This window comes from Vibrio sp. 10N.261.55.A10 (assembly GCF_041470825.1).
GTDB classification, from domain to species: Bacteria; Pseudomonadota; Gammaproteobacteria; order Enterobacterales; family Vibrionaceae; genus Vibrio; species Vibrio crassostreae_C.
This window is the reverse complement of the sequence record NZ_JBFRNC010000028.1, coordinates 103482-117790: the sequence shown is the minus strand read 5'-3', so window position 1 is coordinate 117790 and position 14309 is coordinate 103482. Positions and strand designations below refer to the sequence as shown.

Below are 14309 nucleotides of genomic sequence, written 5' to 3'. Positions count from 1 at the left end.
GGAATCCATGTCATTCGTTATAACACAAAATCAGGCTATTGCTCAAAATTGCTATTTGAACTATTATTTGTACATTAAATTGTACCACAGGGAGTTCAACATGAGCCGCATCCATTTTGATCAAGATATTCAGCCTTTGTCTGAATTTCGTGCTGGCGTGACGTCATTTATTAAACAGATTAACGAAACTCGCAGACCACTAGTTATCACACAACGTGGTAAGGGTGTTGCGGTTGTCCTTGATGTTGCAGAATATGAAGCAATGCAAGAGAAGATCGAGTTACTGGAAGAAATGCGTACTGCTGAAGCACAATTAGCTTCAGGTTTAGGTGTTTCCAATGAAGACGCTCGTGCTCAAGTATTGGGGCGCATTAAGAAATGAAAGTAGTCTGGTCACCACTAGCATTACAAAAGTTAGGTGATGCAGCCGAGTTTATTTCACTGGATAATCCAGTGGCGGCAGAAAACTGGGTTAATGAGGTTTTTGATAAAACTGATTTACTCTCAAGTATGCCTGACATGGGGCGAATGGTTCCTGAGCTGCCTCATACCAATTACCGTGAAATTTTGTTTGGTCACTATCGCATCATATATAGCCTTAGCCATGAAATTCGCGTCCTCACAGTACGAAATTGTCGTCAGATACTAACGGAAAGTGACGTGTAGCAATTGTGTTATAACAAGCAATTTAAGAGGGATTCACAACGCTTGGCACTTTTGCTCCTACTTCAAGTTAAGTGTTTATGGCACAATGCGTTAGGTTTGGGTGGAGGCGTTGTTCACCCCTTAATTGGGCTAGTTGCCCAGAGGAAGTAATCAATCCATTGGGAACTTTTGTTTCTGGTGGAGTACGCGCATAATTCGGATAATGTCGCCTTCGATCCAATAGGAGACGATCATTGAAATCTCAGGAATTATAAGTAACTGCCCACGAATGCCGTCTCTCTGTACACCCATTAGAGGCTGCTCAAGCAAGTTTTCTACTTTTGTTTCAATGAGGTTGTCAGCGTTTTCTGCCGCATCAGGGTTGAAGTCATAGATAAACTCAAAGATCCTTTCACGATCATTGAGTGATTCTTCTTCCCATAAAATCATTGCTTACCTCGATTACGTATTCTGGCTTTGCGTTCTTCCATTCGAGATTTAGCAGTTTGGTGTTCAACGAAAACGGATTCTCCTGAGTCAAACTTCTCAAATGCTAGGTTTACTTGTTCAGTTAGCCATGCATCGTGAGATAATGTCTGTCTTTGTTGCTCAGCGAGTTGCTCAGTAAGCTCACGGCAAGCACCACTCAGTGTGCGACCTTGGCTCTCAGCCATCTGTTGAGCTAGGCGTTTTGTTTCTTCATCAACACGAAATTGAATTCTAGTGTCCATGATGTATTCCTTTATTGGTGTGTGTACAAATGTTAGCACTCACCTTTGAGATGGGCAACTGACAAGCTACTATGGCGCCAATAACTAACTTTTGGTGCTATGTTTCATCGCACATAGTCCCATATCTCATCAACCATTGCAGAACGTTAAATGGTAGGTCACCACTATCTGTAGAGGAAAGTGCATTGAAGTTAACGAATAAACTCGTACGTTACCCGCACATTGATGTTAATCGTGCGTTTGAAAAAGAAGCTGAATTATTGCAGCAAATTCAGGCGGGTGAGATTGGGCAAGCCTTAATGTTGTGGCAAGCAAAAGCGCCGACACTTGTTTTGCCCGCAGGTAAAAAGTGGCCAGTGACGGTCGAGTCTAGAAAACAACTCGCGGCACAAGGTTGGCAACTCACCTCACGTAAAACAGGCGGCGCTCCCGTTCCCCAACTGCCGGGGATCATTAACTTATCGCACATTTACCATTGGCCTCGTGATGAAGCCTACAACATCCAAAAAGCGTATCTACATCTGTGCAATATCTTAACCCTGTTTTTTAAAGAACTGGGTATCGATGTGGATGTACACGCGACTCCCGGTTCTTATTGCGATGGTGATTACAATCTCAATATCAACAAACAAAAAATAGTGGGCACTGCGCAGCGTGTTTTGCTTAAACAAGGGGGCGGCCAAATTGTACTTTCGCAAGCCTGTATCTTGTTGGATGTCGACTTAGAGAACATCGTTGCACCCGTAAATTTTTATAATCAAGTTTGTGGCAATCCAACCGTGGTGGACGCGCAAGTTCATACTCCGTTGTCCGCACATCTGACAACTCTACCCAACGTAGACTCACTCTTTCAGCAGTTAAGCCAAGCTTTCATCAAGCATGCGTGATACCAACCTTTCGTTAACGCCAAACTAATTTGCCGATGGTAGAACGATTTCAATACTATGTGTCGATGACAACGAATGGGTTGAACTTGAGGCGGTGAGAACTTTATAATGTTACTTGTAACATAATAAAGAGTTCAAATAGTTATGACAGAACAGCAGAAGAAAACTCGAACCACACTTCAAGATGTTGCAGACAAAGTGGGGGTCACAAAGATGACCGTCTCTCGTTACATGCGCAATCCCGATTCAGTCGCAGCCAAAACTCGCGTTAAAATTGCAGCGGTTATTGAAGAGATGGGATACATCGAAAACAAAGCGCCAGCTATGCTCTCTAAATCGTCGAGTAAAGCGATCGGTATCTTGCTCCCTTCGTTATCAAACCAAATCTTTGCCGCGTTTGTTCAAGGTATCGAAACGGTTACTAAAGAGAATGGCTACGAGACGTTGCTTGCTCACTTTAGCTATGATGCTGTGGAAGAAGAGGAAAAGATTGCTTCGCTGCTTTCGTATCAAGTTGATGGGTTGATATTGACGGAAAGCCACCACACCCCCCGCACGTTACAGATGATCAAGAATTCAGGTGTTTCTGTTGTTGAAACGATGGAACTCCCAACCAATCCGATCGATATGGTTGTTGGCTTGGACCATATTGATGCTTCTTACCATGTCGTGAAGCGAATGATTGAAGCTGGTAAACGCTCTATTGCTTACTTTGGCGCTCGATTGGATGCGCGAACCAAGTTGCGTTTGCAAGGCTATGACAAAGCGATGTATGAGGCTGGATTAGAGCCTAAACACGTGTTGACTGAACAGCACTCTAACTTCTCTTTGGCTGAAGATCTGCTTGATCGCGCTCTTGCGGATTACCCAGATCTAGATGGCGTGTTCTGCACCAATGATGACATCGCGATAGGTACCTTGCTCATTGCCCAGCAACGTGGAATCCAAGTGCCGCAACAGCTATCTGTGGTGGGCTATAACGCGTTAGATATCGGTCAAACCATACGCCCAAAACTGACTAGCGTGGATACGCCACGTTATGAAATAGGTAAGAAAAGTGCCGAGCTACTGCTTGCCCGATTGAAAGGTGAGCCAGTCACGGAAACGGTAGTGGATATGGGCTATCGCATCACTGATGGCGAAAGCGTTTAACCAAGTATCGTGGAAACGGAAAGGGGCATCGAAATGATGCCCCTTTTGCTTTTACATTTAAGCGATGACACAGTTAGACGATAAAACTCGCCCCTTGTTCTGCACTCGAAACGCTTTGGCGCATCACGCTAAATAGGTTGCGCCCCATGGTTTGCTGGTTAGCGTCTACCTCAAACACCTTCGCTTGGCGAGACTGCATGTCGTTGAGGTTATTGAGTTCGCCACTCGCGCAATCTAAGCGCAGGATATCGCCTTCGCAAACAAGCCCAATAGTTCCTCCTCGAATGGCCTCTGGTGAGACATGAATCGCGGATGGGATCTTTCCTGAGGCTCCAGAAAGGCGCCCATCAGTAACCAGAGCCACTTTAAACCCTTGTTTCTGAACATTACCTAGAATCGGCATAAGCTTGTGCAGTTCAGGCATACCGTTCGCAGCTGGGCCATTGTTTATTACCACAACAATGCAATCTTTGTTGAGTTCACCTCGTTGATACGCGGCTTCTACCTTATGTTGGCAATCAAAAACTGCCGCAGGTGCTTCTATTACACGTTGCTCTTCTGCAACCGCTGACACCTTAATCACCGCATTGCCAAGATTCCCTGAAAGGACTCGCGTTCCGCCTGTGCTTTGGAATACCTGTTCTTGGCCTGCAATTACCTCTGCATCTGCCGACTGTTTGCACTTTTTCCACGTTAGCTTTCCATTTTCAAGTTCTGGAATACTCATTTGATCTTCAAACGAGCCAAAGGTAGGTGTGACATCTCGGTGCAGTAAGTTGGCTTGATCTAAACGGCGTAACAGCGCGGGAACTCCTCCTGCCGCTTGGAACGCATTCATATCTGCTGGGCCGTTGGGATAAACTCGAGCAAGTAAAGGCACCACATCGGATAGATCGCTGATGTCTTGCCAAGTCAGAATAAATCCTGCTGCGCGTGCTACCGCGACCATGTGAATGCTGTGGTTGGTACTGCCACCTGATGCGAGTAGGGCAACAATGCCATTGATTAAGCTTTTAGCGGTAAAGACTTCAGAAAGTGGGCGGAAGTTTGCGGCTTGTGGTGTCATTGAAGCAATTTCAATGGCGGCATGCTGAGTGAGTGATGCGCGCAATTCAGAGTCAGGGTGAACAAACGCTGAGCCCGGAAGCGTCAGCCCCATCGCTTCAAATACCAGCTGATTGGTATTGGCTGTGCCGTAAAAAGTGCAGGTGCCCGCTGAGTGATAAGCGTTGCACTCCATGTCCAGCAAGGCACTTTTTCCTACCTTGCCAGCCGCGTACTCTTGGCGAATGTGTACTTTCTCATCATTGCTGATGCCCGTTGCCATCAAGCCTGCCGGAACAAAGGCAGTTGGTAGATGCGCAAAAGAGAGCGCGCCCATCAGTTGTCCTGGAGCTATCTTGTCGCAAATGCCAAGCAATAGGGTTGAATCAAACACGTTGTGACTCAGTGAAAGAGCGGTCGATTGAGCAATCAAGTCCCTTGAAAACAAAGACATATCCATGCCTGGTTGGCCTTGAGTTACCCCATCGCACATCGCGGGAACACAGCCCGCTACTTGAGAGGTGTGGCCGAACTTAGCTAACGCCTTTTTGATCTGATCTGGATAGTGTTGATACGGCTGGTGAGCGCTTAACATATCGTTGTAAGAGCTGATTAACGCCACATTGGATTTAGTGAGATCAAGAATCGAGCGTTTCTCATCGGAGCAAGAAGCTGCGACAGCATGAGCCAAGTTGCCGCAAGAAAGCCCTTTACCACCTTTGCCAGCAGAGGCTTGGTGTTGGGTTCGGTTTAGAAACGCTTCATGAGTCTCTTTGCTTCGTTCAATTAATCGTTGAGTCACCGCTTGGATGGTTGGAAGGGTCATGCTGTTTCTGCCTCATCAGTCATTGAAAGCACAATCGCAGCACAGTCCACAACGTCATCAATATCGCCATCAATGCTGATGACAACCGTATCTGGCTCGTGATCGGGTCTTTCTAATGTTTCGAACTGGCTTTTAATCATGTTCTCTTTCATGAAGTGGCCTTGGCGCTGACGCATTCGATGCAAGATCAGGTCAATGTTGCCATCTAAAAAGAGAAAGGTGAGGTTTTTGTTCCCTTCGCGAATTTGGTCGCGGTACTTCTTCTTCAACGCAGAACACACAATAATGCCGTGCTCATTTTTACTTTCTAGGCTGTACGCTGCATCACGAACGCGTTCCAGCCATGGAATGCGATCATCATCATTAAGAGGTTGGCCTGACGCCATTTTTTGAATGTTTGCTCGAGGATGAAGGTCGTCACCATCAATGAACTTACGCCCAAGTTTTTTTGCCAACTGCTCGCCTATCGTGCTTTTCCCACAAGCACTGACACCCATGACGATGACACTACTACCAGCCATAACTCAATCCTCTTAACAAATTTGCGCGTGATCTCAATTTTGAACATCGCTTGTAAATATGGCTTTATCTTATAAGCGTTACCGGTAACATGTTACCGGTAACTTAAGGAAGTGTGATGAAGGACACAAAACAACAATTCACAACAATTGTGACTGTTTTTGCATCCTACTGACGGAAAATTAGTCACATCTCACTATATTCGCGTTTAAAAATCACTGGAAAGAGATCTTTGGGGGATAAAATGGCCAACGATTACCGCGCAATTGCGAAATCTGTTGTTGAGCATCTTGGGGGCAAGACAAATGTGGCTGCCCTAACACACTGTATGACTCGACTACGATTCGTTTTACACAGCCAAGATGGCGTCGATATTAACAAGCTAAAAGCACTGAAAGGTGTGATGGGTGTTGTTGATAATGGAGACAAAGTACAAGTTATCATTGGTAACGAGGTATCGTATGCATACAAAGAAGTGATGGCGCTTTGTGAGCTATCCACTGTATCTGAGTCAGAGGTTCCTGCTAAAAAAGAGAAGCTAACGGCTAAGTCAATTGGTGCGAAAATGTTGGACGCACTGGTTGGTACCATGTCGCCTCTTATCCCAGCAATCATTGGCGCTTCAATGGTCAAACTGCTCGCCATGGTACTTGAGATGCTGGGCTGGGTTGAGCCAAATGCACCTACCTTGATTATCTTGAAAGCGATTGGCGATGGCGCCTTCTTCTTCCTACCGGTTATGGTTGCCGCTTCCGCATCGATCAAATTCAAGACCAATATGTCTCTTTCCATTGCGATTGCCGGTGTCTTAATCCACCCGAACTTTATGGAATTGATGGCGCAAGCAGCAGAAGGCAAGCACGTTGATTTCTTCGGTATCCCAATCACGTCAGTGAAATACACCTACACGGTTATTCCTGTACTTGTGATGACTTGGGCTCTTTCTTACATAGAACGTTGGGTAGATAGCATTACCCCTGCTGTGACTAAAAACTTCCTGAAACCTATGCTTATCGTATTGATTGCAGCTCCGGTTGCTATCGTACTTATCGGTCCATTTGGTATTTGGGTTGGTACTGCACTTTCAGCGCTTGTTTACACAATTCATGACACATTAGGTTGGTTGTCGGTTGCTATCATGGGCGCACTGTGGCCTCTACTTGTTCTTACTGGTATGCACCGTGTATTTACTCCAACGATTATTCAAACCATTGCTGAGACGGGTCGTGAAGGTATGGTTATGCCTTCAGAAATCGGTGCCAACCTCGGTATGGGTGGTGCGTGTCTGGCTGTTGCTTACAAAACCAAAAACAGCGCACTAAAGCAGACATCATTAGCCGCAGGTGCTTCAGCTATCTTCGCCGGTATCTCTGAGCCTGCATTGTACGGCGTGCTTGTTCGTCTGAAACGTCCACTTATCGCAACAATGATTACTGGTTTTATCGTAGGTGCATTAGCGGGCATGGGTGGCCTTGCGAGTCACTCGATGGCAGCACCAAGCTTGTTTACGAGTGTTCAGTTCTTCGATGTGAATGACCCAATGAGTATCGTTTGGGTGTTCGGTCTGATCGCATTGTCTATTGTTCTGTCATTTGTTCTAACCCTAGTTTTAGGCTTTGAAGATGTTCCAGAAGATGATGCCGATGAGAAAGCAACTTCAGAGTCAGCAAACAAAGAAGCTGGTAAGGCAGAAGACAAGCCGACAGTAGTGTCCGCGTCTTAATTAGAATTGATTAATTTATTCAGTCACCTTACTTCAGCGTAAGGTGACTTTTATTGTTTCCGAGGTATTCGATGTCAAACATTCAATTTCCCGAAGATTTCTTATGGGGCGGCGCTATTGCTGCAAACCAGTCTGAAGGCGCTCACTTAGCGGGTGGTAAAGGCCTAACAACCGTAGATATGATCCCTTATGGTGAGAACCGCATGCCAATTAAGCTTGGTCAGGTTGATAAGGTGACGCTCAGCGAAGACGAGTTCTACCCAAGCCATAACGCGATAGACTTTTATCACCGTTACAAAGAAGACATCGCCTTGCTGGCAGAGATGGGATTTAAAGTCTTCCGCGTATCCATCGCTTGGAGCCGAATCTTTCCAAAAGGTGACGAGCTAGAGCCGAACCAAGCTGGCTTAGATTTTTACCGTGATGTTTTTGAAGAGTGTAAGAAATACGGTATTGAGCCGCTCGTTACCTTGTGCCATTTCGATGTGCCTATGCACTTGGTCAACGAGTATGGTTCGTGGCGTAATCGTAAGATGATTGAGTTCTTTAGCCGTTACGCGAGAACCTGTTTCGAAAACTACAAAGGCTTGGTGAAATACTGGTTAACTTTCAACGAAATCAATATTTTACTAGCGAGCCCGTTTTCTGGTGCTGGATTGTTGTTTCAGGAAGGCGAAAATCACGATCAAGTGAAGTACCAAGCAGCTCACCATGAGCTAGTAGCAAGCGCTTTGGTAACCAAGATTGCCCATGAAGTTGATGAGCAAAACCAAGTGGGTTGTATGCTGGCGGGCGGTAACTTCTATCCATATTCATGTAAGCCAGAAGATGTGCTGATGGCTATGGAAAAAGACCGCGAGAACCTGTTCTTTATCGATGTTCAATCGCGTGGTTACTACCCATCTTATGCTCAAAAAGTGTTTGATAACAAAGGTGTGGTGCTTGAAACACAAGATGAAGATTTCGAGATTCTAAAGAACACCGTCGATTTCATTTCTTTCAGTTATTACGCTTCACGCTGTGCTTCCGCTGATATGAATGCAGGAAATACGAGTGCAGCGAACGTCGTTAAGTCCATCAAAAACCCTCATCTTCCAGCAAGTGATTGGGGCTGGGTCATTGACCCTACAGGTCTTCGAATTACGATGAACACACTCTATGACCGTTACCAGAAACCACTTTTCTTGGTAGAAAATGGCTTAGGTGCTCGTGATACCTTGGATGACAATGGAGAAGTGAACGATGATTACCGCATTGATTACCTTCGTCAGCACATTGTTGCGATGCATGAAGCAATGGAAGACGGTGTACCATTGATGGGTTACACACCTTGGGGTTGTATCGATCTTGTTGCGGCGTCGACCGGAGAGATGAGCAAGCGCTATGGGTTTATCTACGTGGACAGAGACAACCTAGGCAATGGTACGTTAAATCGTATTCCTAAAAAGTCATTCCACTGGTACAAAAAAGTGATCGCAAGCAACGGCAGCGACTTGGCTTAATTTGTCTGTTTGATAATGAGAGAAATGAACAATGAAAACAATTGAACAGAGACTCAGAGATATTCGCATCGTTCCGGTGATCGCCATTAATGACGTTGCTCAGGCTGTGCCGCTTGCGAAAGTACTGGTTGAAAATGGCTTGCCTTGTGCTGAAGTGACATTTCGTACAGAAGCGGCAGCAGAGTCGATTCGTTTGATGCGTGAAGCTTACCCTGAGTTACTGATTGGCGCAGGTACTGTGCTGACTACAGAGCAGGTGGATACTGCCATTAATGCGGGTGTTGATTTCATTGTCAGCCCAGGTTTGAATCCAACCACAGTCAAATACTGTCAGCAAAGAGGGGTTACGATTGTTCCTGGAGTGAGTAACCCAAGCTTGGTTGAACAAGCAATGGAAATGGGGCTTAAGACACTAAAGTTCTTCCCTGCCGAGCCATCTGGCGGTGTCGCAATGTTGAAAGCGTTGACGGCTGTTTACCCGGTTAACTTTATGCCTACAGGCGGTGTAAGCCCAGCGAACGTTGAGTCTTACTTAGCACTGAAATCAGTCGTTGCCTGCGGTGGAACTTGGATGGTACCGACAGACAAAATGGACAAGGGTGATTGGGATGGAATCGCAGAATTAGTCCGAGCGGTCGGCTCCAGATAGTTCGATAGAGAGATACATAGCTAGAAAATGAAAGGGCCAGCTGACACTGGCCCTTTTTGTGGCTGCTTCAAACGATGTAGAGGTTACTCGTTACCAAGCAAAGGTTTTAATGACGTTTTGCTTAGTGATTGGGTTATGCGCGATGTCTTGATTTATCTTATCAAGAAACGGCTTACGAGCCTGAGGCAACATGCCACGCATTGGTGAGATGTTATTGCCGTGGTCACCCCAGTAGTAGCAATCGAAATCTTCTAGGTTTTCGAGCAAGTATTTTTCTTCTTCCAGAATCTGCAATGGCGTTGGTAAAACAAACTCGCCACGGTTTACTTCTTTTTCCAATACCGATCCCGGTTGAACGGCTAAAGCCATCGGTGCAATCGCATCTGGCTGCATGATGTTCAACAAGCTGGTGGTATTAATCGCATGCTCTATAGAACGCTCTTTGCCGCCAAGGCCAAAGATGAAAGAAGCCAGTACCTTGATGTCTGCTTCACGGGCTAGGTTCATTCCTTCAATCGCATGCTCACGCGTCATGCGCTTTTGAATGCGTTCAAGCAAAATTGGGTCACCGGACTCCAAGCCTGAATAGGCCATGCTTAAACCTGCCGACTTAATCTCTTTTAATTCAGACAAGCTCTTACGACGGAAGTCATTGAACCCTGAATACAGAGAGATGTTCTTGATCTCTGGGAAGGTGATCTTGATGTAATCCAGAATCGAAATCAGCATCTCGGTTCTAATCGCCATCACATTACCATCGACCAAAAAGATAGATTCAACATGCGGGTAGATTTTTCTCGCCGCATCAATATCTTCAAAGATGTCTTTGATGTCTCTTACTTTGAAACGCTTATCATCAAACATCGTGCAGAAGGTACACTGGTTATTACTGCACCCCAATGTTGTCTGGATGAGTACGCTCTCTGCTTCCATCCAAGGACGATAAACTTTACCTTCAAAACGCATAAATGCTCCTCGGCCGTAGCCTGTGTTGTTTCGACGGGGGCAAGTTTAGCAATCTGCATCTTGGGTGATAATTGGGCAAAGCGGGGAATCAGTATTAAAGAAATCTTAATAATCGAAAGAGCGCGCAGTTCTTTGTCTGTATGGATAGAACTGCGGCTTGGATTGTGTGTGTGGTGGTGGGGGGGAGTGTTAGTGGTCGTTTTTTACTAATGAATGATCAGTGCGCAACGCACAGCTTTTCTTCGAGCAATTGATTAAGCACTGTCACCAGCTTGTGGTTCTTAGTGTTGTCTAATGCGTCGGCGTGCGGGTCTTTGAACAACCCAGAATCATTATCAAAATATTTACCGGAAGCGTTGGCAAACTCATCACTGAGCGCAGCACGACAAAGAATATCGGCTCCAATCGCAAGGTCGTTGCCATCAACGCCATAAGCATCTTTCACTAATTTACTACCAAGGAAAGAAGCTGGGTTTACAGGGATAATTGCGGTGCCTTTGTCTAAAAGAGTATTGGCTAATTCGATGGACCACATCGTTAGCGCCAGCTTACTTTGCGCGTAAACCGGACCATCAAGTTCGCCCGCATTCGGACTGATTAATGCATCTAGATCTACGGGTGCTTGGGCTGCTGAAGATAGGTTGACGATACGACCTGTCGCATCAAAAAGAGGAAGCAGCTTTTGTGTCAGTAGATACGGCGCAATGGTGTTTACGACAAAACGCACATCAAGATTGTCTGGAGTGGTGATGTCCGACACTTTATACACACCTGCGTTGTTAATGAGTATATCGAGTCGTTTGTGATCGCTTTTGATTTGGGTTGCGAGCGCCTCAACTTCAGAGAGCGTCGATAGGTCTGCGATGTAGCTTTCGATGATTGCATTCTTAGACAGGCGAGACAGAGCGGTCACGACTTTATTGACCTTAGCTGGGTTGCGGCCATGAATTAGAACATGGTGCCCTTGCTGCGTTAGTGCTTTTGCGGTCTCTAAACCGATGCCATCCGTGGCCCCTGTGATCAGAATTATTTTTTGCATGTTCCGTCCTTCAAAAAATAGTTTGAACAACTTTATAACAAAGATTAATGACGCATAGTTGCATTTGGCTCACAAGCTGAAGACTCAAATGTGAGTCTATGGGGCAAATAATGACCATTTTAACACTTGGTGGTTAACCGTTGGCGTTTAACGATTAAGTAAGACAATGGGTCAGTTTGTGACTGACCCAAATTAAGAGAAGTGACCGAGTTATTTGATGTCTTGAACGTTCATAACCAGAGTTTCCCAGTTACGTTGGTTTTCCATATCGTGCTCTAGGCCTTGCTCATCGGCAATTTGGAAGCGCTTAACCGCAGGGGTTTTGCTCGTAGCTTGATACAACCAATAAGCTTCCGCTTTGAGTGCTTCGGCTTCGTCAGCATCAAAGTCTCTTGCCCTTGAACATTCACAGTACCGAAGTCAAAAGTGACGGTAAGAATTCCATCCTCGGCTTGATCTTTAAACGTTGTATAACCTTGATATACCATTTCCATATTCCTTCTGAGAGATTTCATTTCAGCCTATTCAGTGTGAATGCGACCTAAATTCAGGCTAACGAGGAATGTTCGAACCAACAATTAACCATTAAACGAAACACTATTAACGAATTATTAAGAGTGTTGGCGGGTTTTATAATTTCAATTTATTCAGTGTCTTAGATGGATATTTTAACGTTGAAGGTATCTTGCTAATTCGATTGTCAACGAAATCTAAAAACTCATTCCTTGTTTGGTGCTCTTATCCTTTTCATTTAGCTTCGTATACTGCTCAACTAGGTAATTAGCCCCAAGGTACAGACAAGAGTGAACCGACTTATGCAGATGAGTTCCGCGACTTTGAAAACCATCATTGAGAAAACGCTGCCACTGACGCTGGGTGTGTTTGCGATCATGATGGTTCAATTGGTCGATTCGATCTTTATTGGTCAGCTAGGGGTGAATGAGTTGGCGGTTCACGGTATCACCTTGCCATTTCAAGCGGCGTTTACCGGGGTTCAAGTGGGAATCGGTGTCGCGGCAACGTCCATTATTTCTCAAGCGGTAGGGGCAAAAGAGCAACGTAAATCTACTTCAATTGCGACGTTGTCGGTTGGATTTGGAGTGTTGGTGATTGCTTTGATCTGCATAGGGCTGATTGTTTTTAGCGATTCTGTTTTTGCGTCGTTTGTGAATGATGTCTCTGACGCTCAATACCAATCCATGCTGTCTATTTTTAATGTGTACTGGCCACTGTGGTTGTTCAGTGCATTGATGGTGGCGGTGCTTTATCTGGCCACCTGCGTTTATCGTGCCAATGGCGATACCAAAACAACCGGAAGCATGTTCTTGGCTGCTAGCGTGATTAACCTAATTCTCGACCCTATTCTGATCTTTGGATTGGATATGGGCATCGCAGGGGCGGCGATCGCATCGAGCATTGGCTACGCTTTCGGCGCAATCTACATGCTAATCAAGTCTCGCGGCAAAGGTTGGTTTGGCTTCAATGGCGCGTGCAGTAACCGAATCAAAGGCTACAGTTTTGAGTTATTCAAGACGGTAATGCCAACCACTGCGAATCAGATATTACCTGCGGTCAGCGCGTTCTTCTCAATGCTATTGATTGCGAGAATCGGAACCGATGAGATGGCTTTTTGGAGCTTACTCGCCCGTGTTGAAAGTTTTATGCTGGTGTTTTCTCTTGCTCTGACGATGTCTATCCCGCCTATGATTGGTCGTTACCTAGGGGCGCAGCAGCGATGCAAAATCCCTGAGCTATTGAATACAACAGCGAAGTTCTTATTGGTTTTCCACACCGTGATGGCAACATTGTTGGCGCTGTTTAGTGGCTGGATTATTCCTGTTATCTCGGAAGAACAAAGCATACGCAGCTGGTTTGAAGTGACCTTGTTATTTATACCGTTCAGCTATGGGCCGCTTGGGCTTTGCATGTTGGTTGCGTCGGTCTTTAATGCCTTGGGTGTGCCGCGTAAAGCTTTGAATGTCTCTTTCCTACGCTTGTTTGTTTTCTACATTCCCGCTTTATGGATCGGCTCGATAACCGGAGACATGGTCAATGCGGTTATTGCTGCGACAGTCGCCAATGTTTTAGCGGGCGCTTTTGCATGGTTTAAGCTTAATGCCTATATTAAAACTCACATTATTCCCCGTGCCGCTGCGGCCAATAAGCAGCGTGTACTCAGCGCAGGCTAGCCATTATTGATGAACATTGAACATCTAAAATTGTTTGTGCGACTCGCGTCTACGCACAATATAGGTCAAGCAGGACAAGAGCTTGGGTTGTCACCTCCGGTAGCCAGTATTCATATCGGAAAACTCGAAGAGAGCCTAGGTGCTATCCGCGTCGATCACGGTGAAGCGGTAAGGGATGTATGTGTCGATGGCTTGGGCATTGCCATGTGCGCGAGTTGGATAGCATACAAGCAGCTCGCGGAAGGTTCGCTGGTTGAGGTGTTGCCGGATTACCCTTTAAAGGATGAGGCGGCTATCTGGGCGGTATACCCGAGTGCTCAGTTACTTGCACCAAAGGTGCGCGTATTTATCGATTACTTTGTTCAATATTATGGTTCACCTTCTTATTGGGATTGCGACGTAAACGGGCAAACTCAATAGCGATTCAGAAGCATATA

General features: G+C 45.7%; 15 protein-coding genes and 1 pseudogene. 9 read left to right on the top strand and 7 right to left on the bottom strand.

Annotated elements, in window-relative coordinates:
- Positions 1 to 100: 100 nt before the first annotated feature.
- Both AB4274_RS08850 and AB4274_RS08845 read left to right on the top strand, forming a co-directional pair.
- Positions 101 to 382: a type II toxin-antitoxin system Phd/YefM family antitoxin gene (locus tag AB4274_RS08850; protein ID WP_011080399.1), complete on the top strand. Its 282-nt coding sequence runs from the start codon at positions 101 to 103 to the stop codon at positions 380 to 382.
- On the top strand, positions 379 to 666 hold the full coding sequence (locus tag AB4274_RS08845) for a type II toxin-antitoxin system RelE/ParE family toxin (RefSeq protein WP_017064044.1): 288 nt from the start codon (positions 379 to 381) through the stop codon (positions 664 to 666). The genes AB4274_RS08850 and AB4274_RS08845 overlap by 4 nt, the downstream gene beginning before the upstream one ends.
- 150 nt (positions 667 to 816) lie before the next feature.
- On the opposite strand, the gene AB4274_RS08840 is transcribed toward AB4274_RS08845, so the two are convergent.
- Both AB4274_RS08840 and AB4274_RS08835 read right to left on the bottom strand, forming a co-directional pair.
- Entirely contained in the window at positions 817 to 1095 is a 279-nt protein-coding gene (locus tag AB4274_RS08840; RefSeq protein ID WP_017064043.1) for a type II toxin-antitoxin system mRNA interferase toxin, RelE/StbE family, read from the bottom strand.
- The gene (locus tag AB4274_RS08835; protein WP_017059448.1) at positions 1092 to 1376 is read right to left on the bottom strand and encodes a hypothetical protein; all 285 of its coding nucleotides are present in this window, start codon (positions 1374 to 1376) and stop codon (positions 1092 to 1094) included. The genes AB4274_RS08840 and AB4274_RS08835 overlap by 4 nt, the downstream gene beginning before the upstream one ends.
- 185 nt (positions 1377 to 1561) lie before the next feature.
- On the opposite strand from AB4274_RS08835, the gene AB4274_RS08830 reads away from it, so the two are divergent.
- The gene (locus AB4274_RS08830) at positions 1562 to 2263 is read left to right on the top strand and encodes a lipoyl protein ligase domain-containing protein (RefSeq protein ID WP_102393084.1); all 702 of its coding nucleotides are present in this window, start codon (positions 1562 to 1564) and stop codon (positions 2261 to 2263) included.
- Between the two features lie 144 nt (positions 2264 to 2407).
- Entirely contained in the window at positions 2408 to 3415 is a 1008-nt protein-coding gene (locus tag AB4274_RS08825; RefSeq protein WP_017059450.1) for a LacI family DNA-binding transcriptional regulator, read from the top strand.
- Between the two features lie 73 nt (positions 3416 to 3488).
- Here the strand turns inward: AB4274_RS08825 and edd are convergent, their stop codons facing one another.
- Complete coding sequence (gene edd / locus AB4274_RS08820; RefSeq protein WP_372111768.1) at positions 3489 to 5285, bottom strand: phosphogluconate dehydratase; 1797 nt, start codon at positions 5283 to 5285, stop codon at positions 3489 to 3491.
- On the bottom strand, positions 5282 to 5806 hold the full coding sequence (locus AB4274_RS08815; RefSeq protein WP_017059452.1) for a gluconokinase: 525 nt from the start codon (positions 5804 to 5806) through the stop codon (positions 5282 to 5284). The genes edd and AB4274_RS08815 overlap by 4 nt, the downstream gene beginning before the upstream one ends.
- 242 nt (positions 5807 to 6048) lie before the next feature.
- Here AB4274_RS08815 and ascF point away from each other — a divergent pair, with 242 nt between their 5' ends.
- The 3 genes from ascF (at position 6049) to AB4274_RS08800 (ending at position 9678) form a co-directional block, all read left to right on the top strand.
- On the top strand, positions 6049 to 7527 hold the full coding sequence (gene ascF / locus AB4274_RS08810) for a PTS cellobiose/arbutin/salicin transporter subunit IIBC (protein WP_017064040.1): 1479 nt from the start codon (positions 6049 to 6051) through the stop codon (positions 7525 to 7527).
- Between the two features lie 71 nt (positions 7528 to 7598).
- Complete coding sequence (locus AB4274_RS08805; protein ID WP_017067568.1) at positions 7599 to 9029, top strand: 6-phospho-beta-glucosidase; 1431 nt, start codon at positions 7599 to 7601, stop codon at positions 9027 to 9029.
- Between the two features lie 31 nt (positions 9030 to 9060).
- Complete coding sequence (locus AB4274_RS08800; protein ID WP_065583747.1) at positions 9061 to 9678, top strand: bifunctional 4-hydroxy-2-oxoglutarate aldolase/2-dehydro-3-deoxy-phosphogluconate aldolase; 618 nt, start codon at positions 9061 to 9063, stop codon at positions 9676 to 9678.
- A gap of 90 nt (positions 9679 to 9768) precedes the next feature.
- Here AB4274_RS08800 and AB4274_RS08795 read toward each other — a convergent pair whose 3' ends face one another.
- From AB4274_RS08795 to AB4274_RS08785, 3 genes and pseudogenes are all read right to left on the bottom strand, one after another.
- The gene (locus tag AB4274_RS08795; RefSeq protein WP_017067570.1) at positions 9769 to 10644 is read right to left on the bottom strand and encodes a radical SAM protein; all 876 of its coding nucleotides are present in this window, start codon (positions 10642 to 10644) and stop codon (positions 9769 to 9771) included.
- A gap of 217 nt (positions 10645 to 10861) precedes the next feature.
- Complete coding sequence (locus AB4274_RS08790) at positions 10862 to 11683, bottom strand: SDR family NAD(P)-dependent oxidoreductase (protein ID WP_372111766.1); 822 nt, start codon at positions 11681 to 11683, stop codon at positions 10862 to 10864.
- Positions 11684 to 11893: 210 nt separating this feature from the next.
- Positions 11894 to 12052 (bottom strand): annotated as a pseudogene (locus AB4274_RS08785) (enoyl-CoA hydratase/isomerase family protein); the annotation flags it as partial.
- 446 nt (positions 12053 to 12498) lie between these two features.
- Here AB4274_RS08785 and AB4274_RS08780 point away from each other — a divergent pair.
- Together AB4274_RS08780 and AB4274_RS08775 are read left to right on the top strand one after the other, a co-directional pair.
- On the top strand, positions 12499 to 13872 hold the full coding sequence (locus tag AB4274_RS08780) for an MATE family efflux transporter (RefSeq protein WP_372111765.1): 1374 nt from the start codon (positions 12499 to 12501) through the stop codon (positions 13870 to 13872).
- Positions 13873 to 13881: 9 nt separating this feature from the next.
- The gene (locus AB4274_RS08775; RefSeq protein ID WP_017059460.1) at positions 13882 to 14292 is read left to right on the top strand and encodes a LysR family transcriptional regulator; all 411 of its coding nucleotides are present in this window, start codon (positions 13882 to 13884) and stop codon (positions 14290 to 14292) included.
- Positions 14293 to 14309: the final 17 nt, after the last annotated feature.

Coding starts and splice junctions, on each gene's coding strand:
- AB4274_RS08850 (WP_011080399.1), top strand. CDS start 101: ATGAGCCGCATCCATTTTGATCAAGATATTCAGCCTTTGTCTGAATTT.
- AB4274_RS08845 (WP_017064044.1), top strand. CDS start 379: ATGAAAGTAGTCTGGTCACCACTAGCATTACAAAAGTTAGGTGATGCA.
- AB4274_RS08840 (WP_017064043.1), bottom strand. CDS start 1,095: ATGATTTTATGGGAAGAAGAATCACTCAATGATCGTGAAAGGATCTTT.
- AB4274_RS08835 (WP_017059448.1), bottom strand. CDS start 1,376: ATGGACACTAGAATTCAATTTCGTGTTGATGAAGAAACAAAACGCCTA.
- AB4274_RS08825 (WP_017059450.1), top strand. CDS start 2,408: ATGACAGAACAGCAGAAGAAAACTCGAACCACACTTCAAGATGTTGCA.
- edd (WP_372111768.1), bottom strand. CDS start 5,285: ATGACCCTTCCAACCATCCAAGCGGTGACTCAACGATTAATTGAACGA.
- AB4274_RS08815 (WP_017059452.1), bottom strand. CDS start 5,806: ATGGCTGGTAGTAGTGTCATCGTCATGGGTGTCAGTGCTTGTGGGAAA.
- ascF (WP_017064040.1), top strand. CDS start 6,049: ATGGCCAACGATTACCGCGCAATTGCGAAATCTGTTGTTGAGCATCTT.
- AB4274_RS08805 (WP_017067568.1), top strand. CDS start 7,599: ATGTCAAACATTCAATTTCCCGAAGATTTCTTATGGGGCGGCGCTATT.
- AB4274_RS08800 (WP_065583747.1), top strand. CDS start 9,061: ATGAAAACAATTGAACAGAGACTCAGAGATATTCGCATCGTTCCGGTG.
- AB4274_RS08795 (WP_017067570.1), bottom strand. CDS start 10,644: ATGCGTTTTGAAGGTAAAGTTTATCGTCCTTGGATGGAAGCAGAGAGC.
- AB4274_RS08790 (WP_372111766.1), bottom strand. CDS start 11,683: ATGCAAAAAATAATTCTGATCACAGGGGCCACGGATGGCATCGGTTTA.
- AB4274_RS08780 (WP_372111765.1), top strand. CDS start 12,499: ATGCAGATGAGTTCCGCGACTTTGAAAACCATCATTGAGAAAACGCTG.
- AB4274_RS08775 (WP_017059460.1), top strand. CDS start 13,882: ATGAACATTGAACATCTAAAATTGTTTGTGCGACTCGCGTCTACGCAC.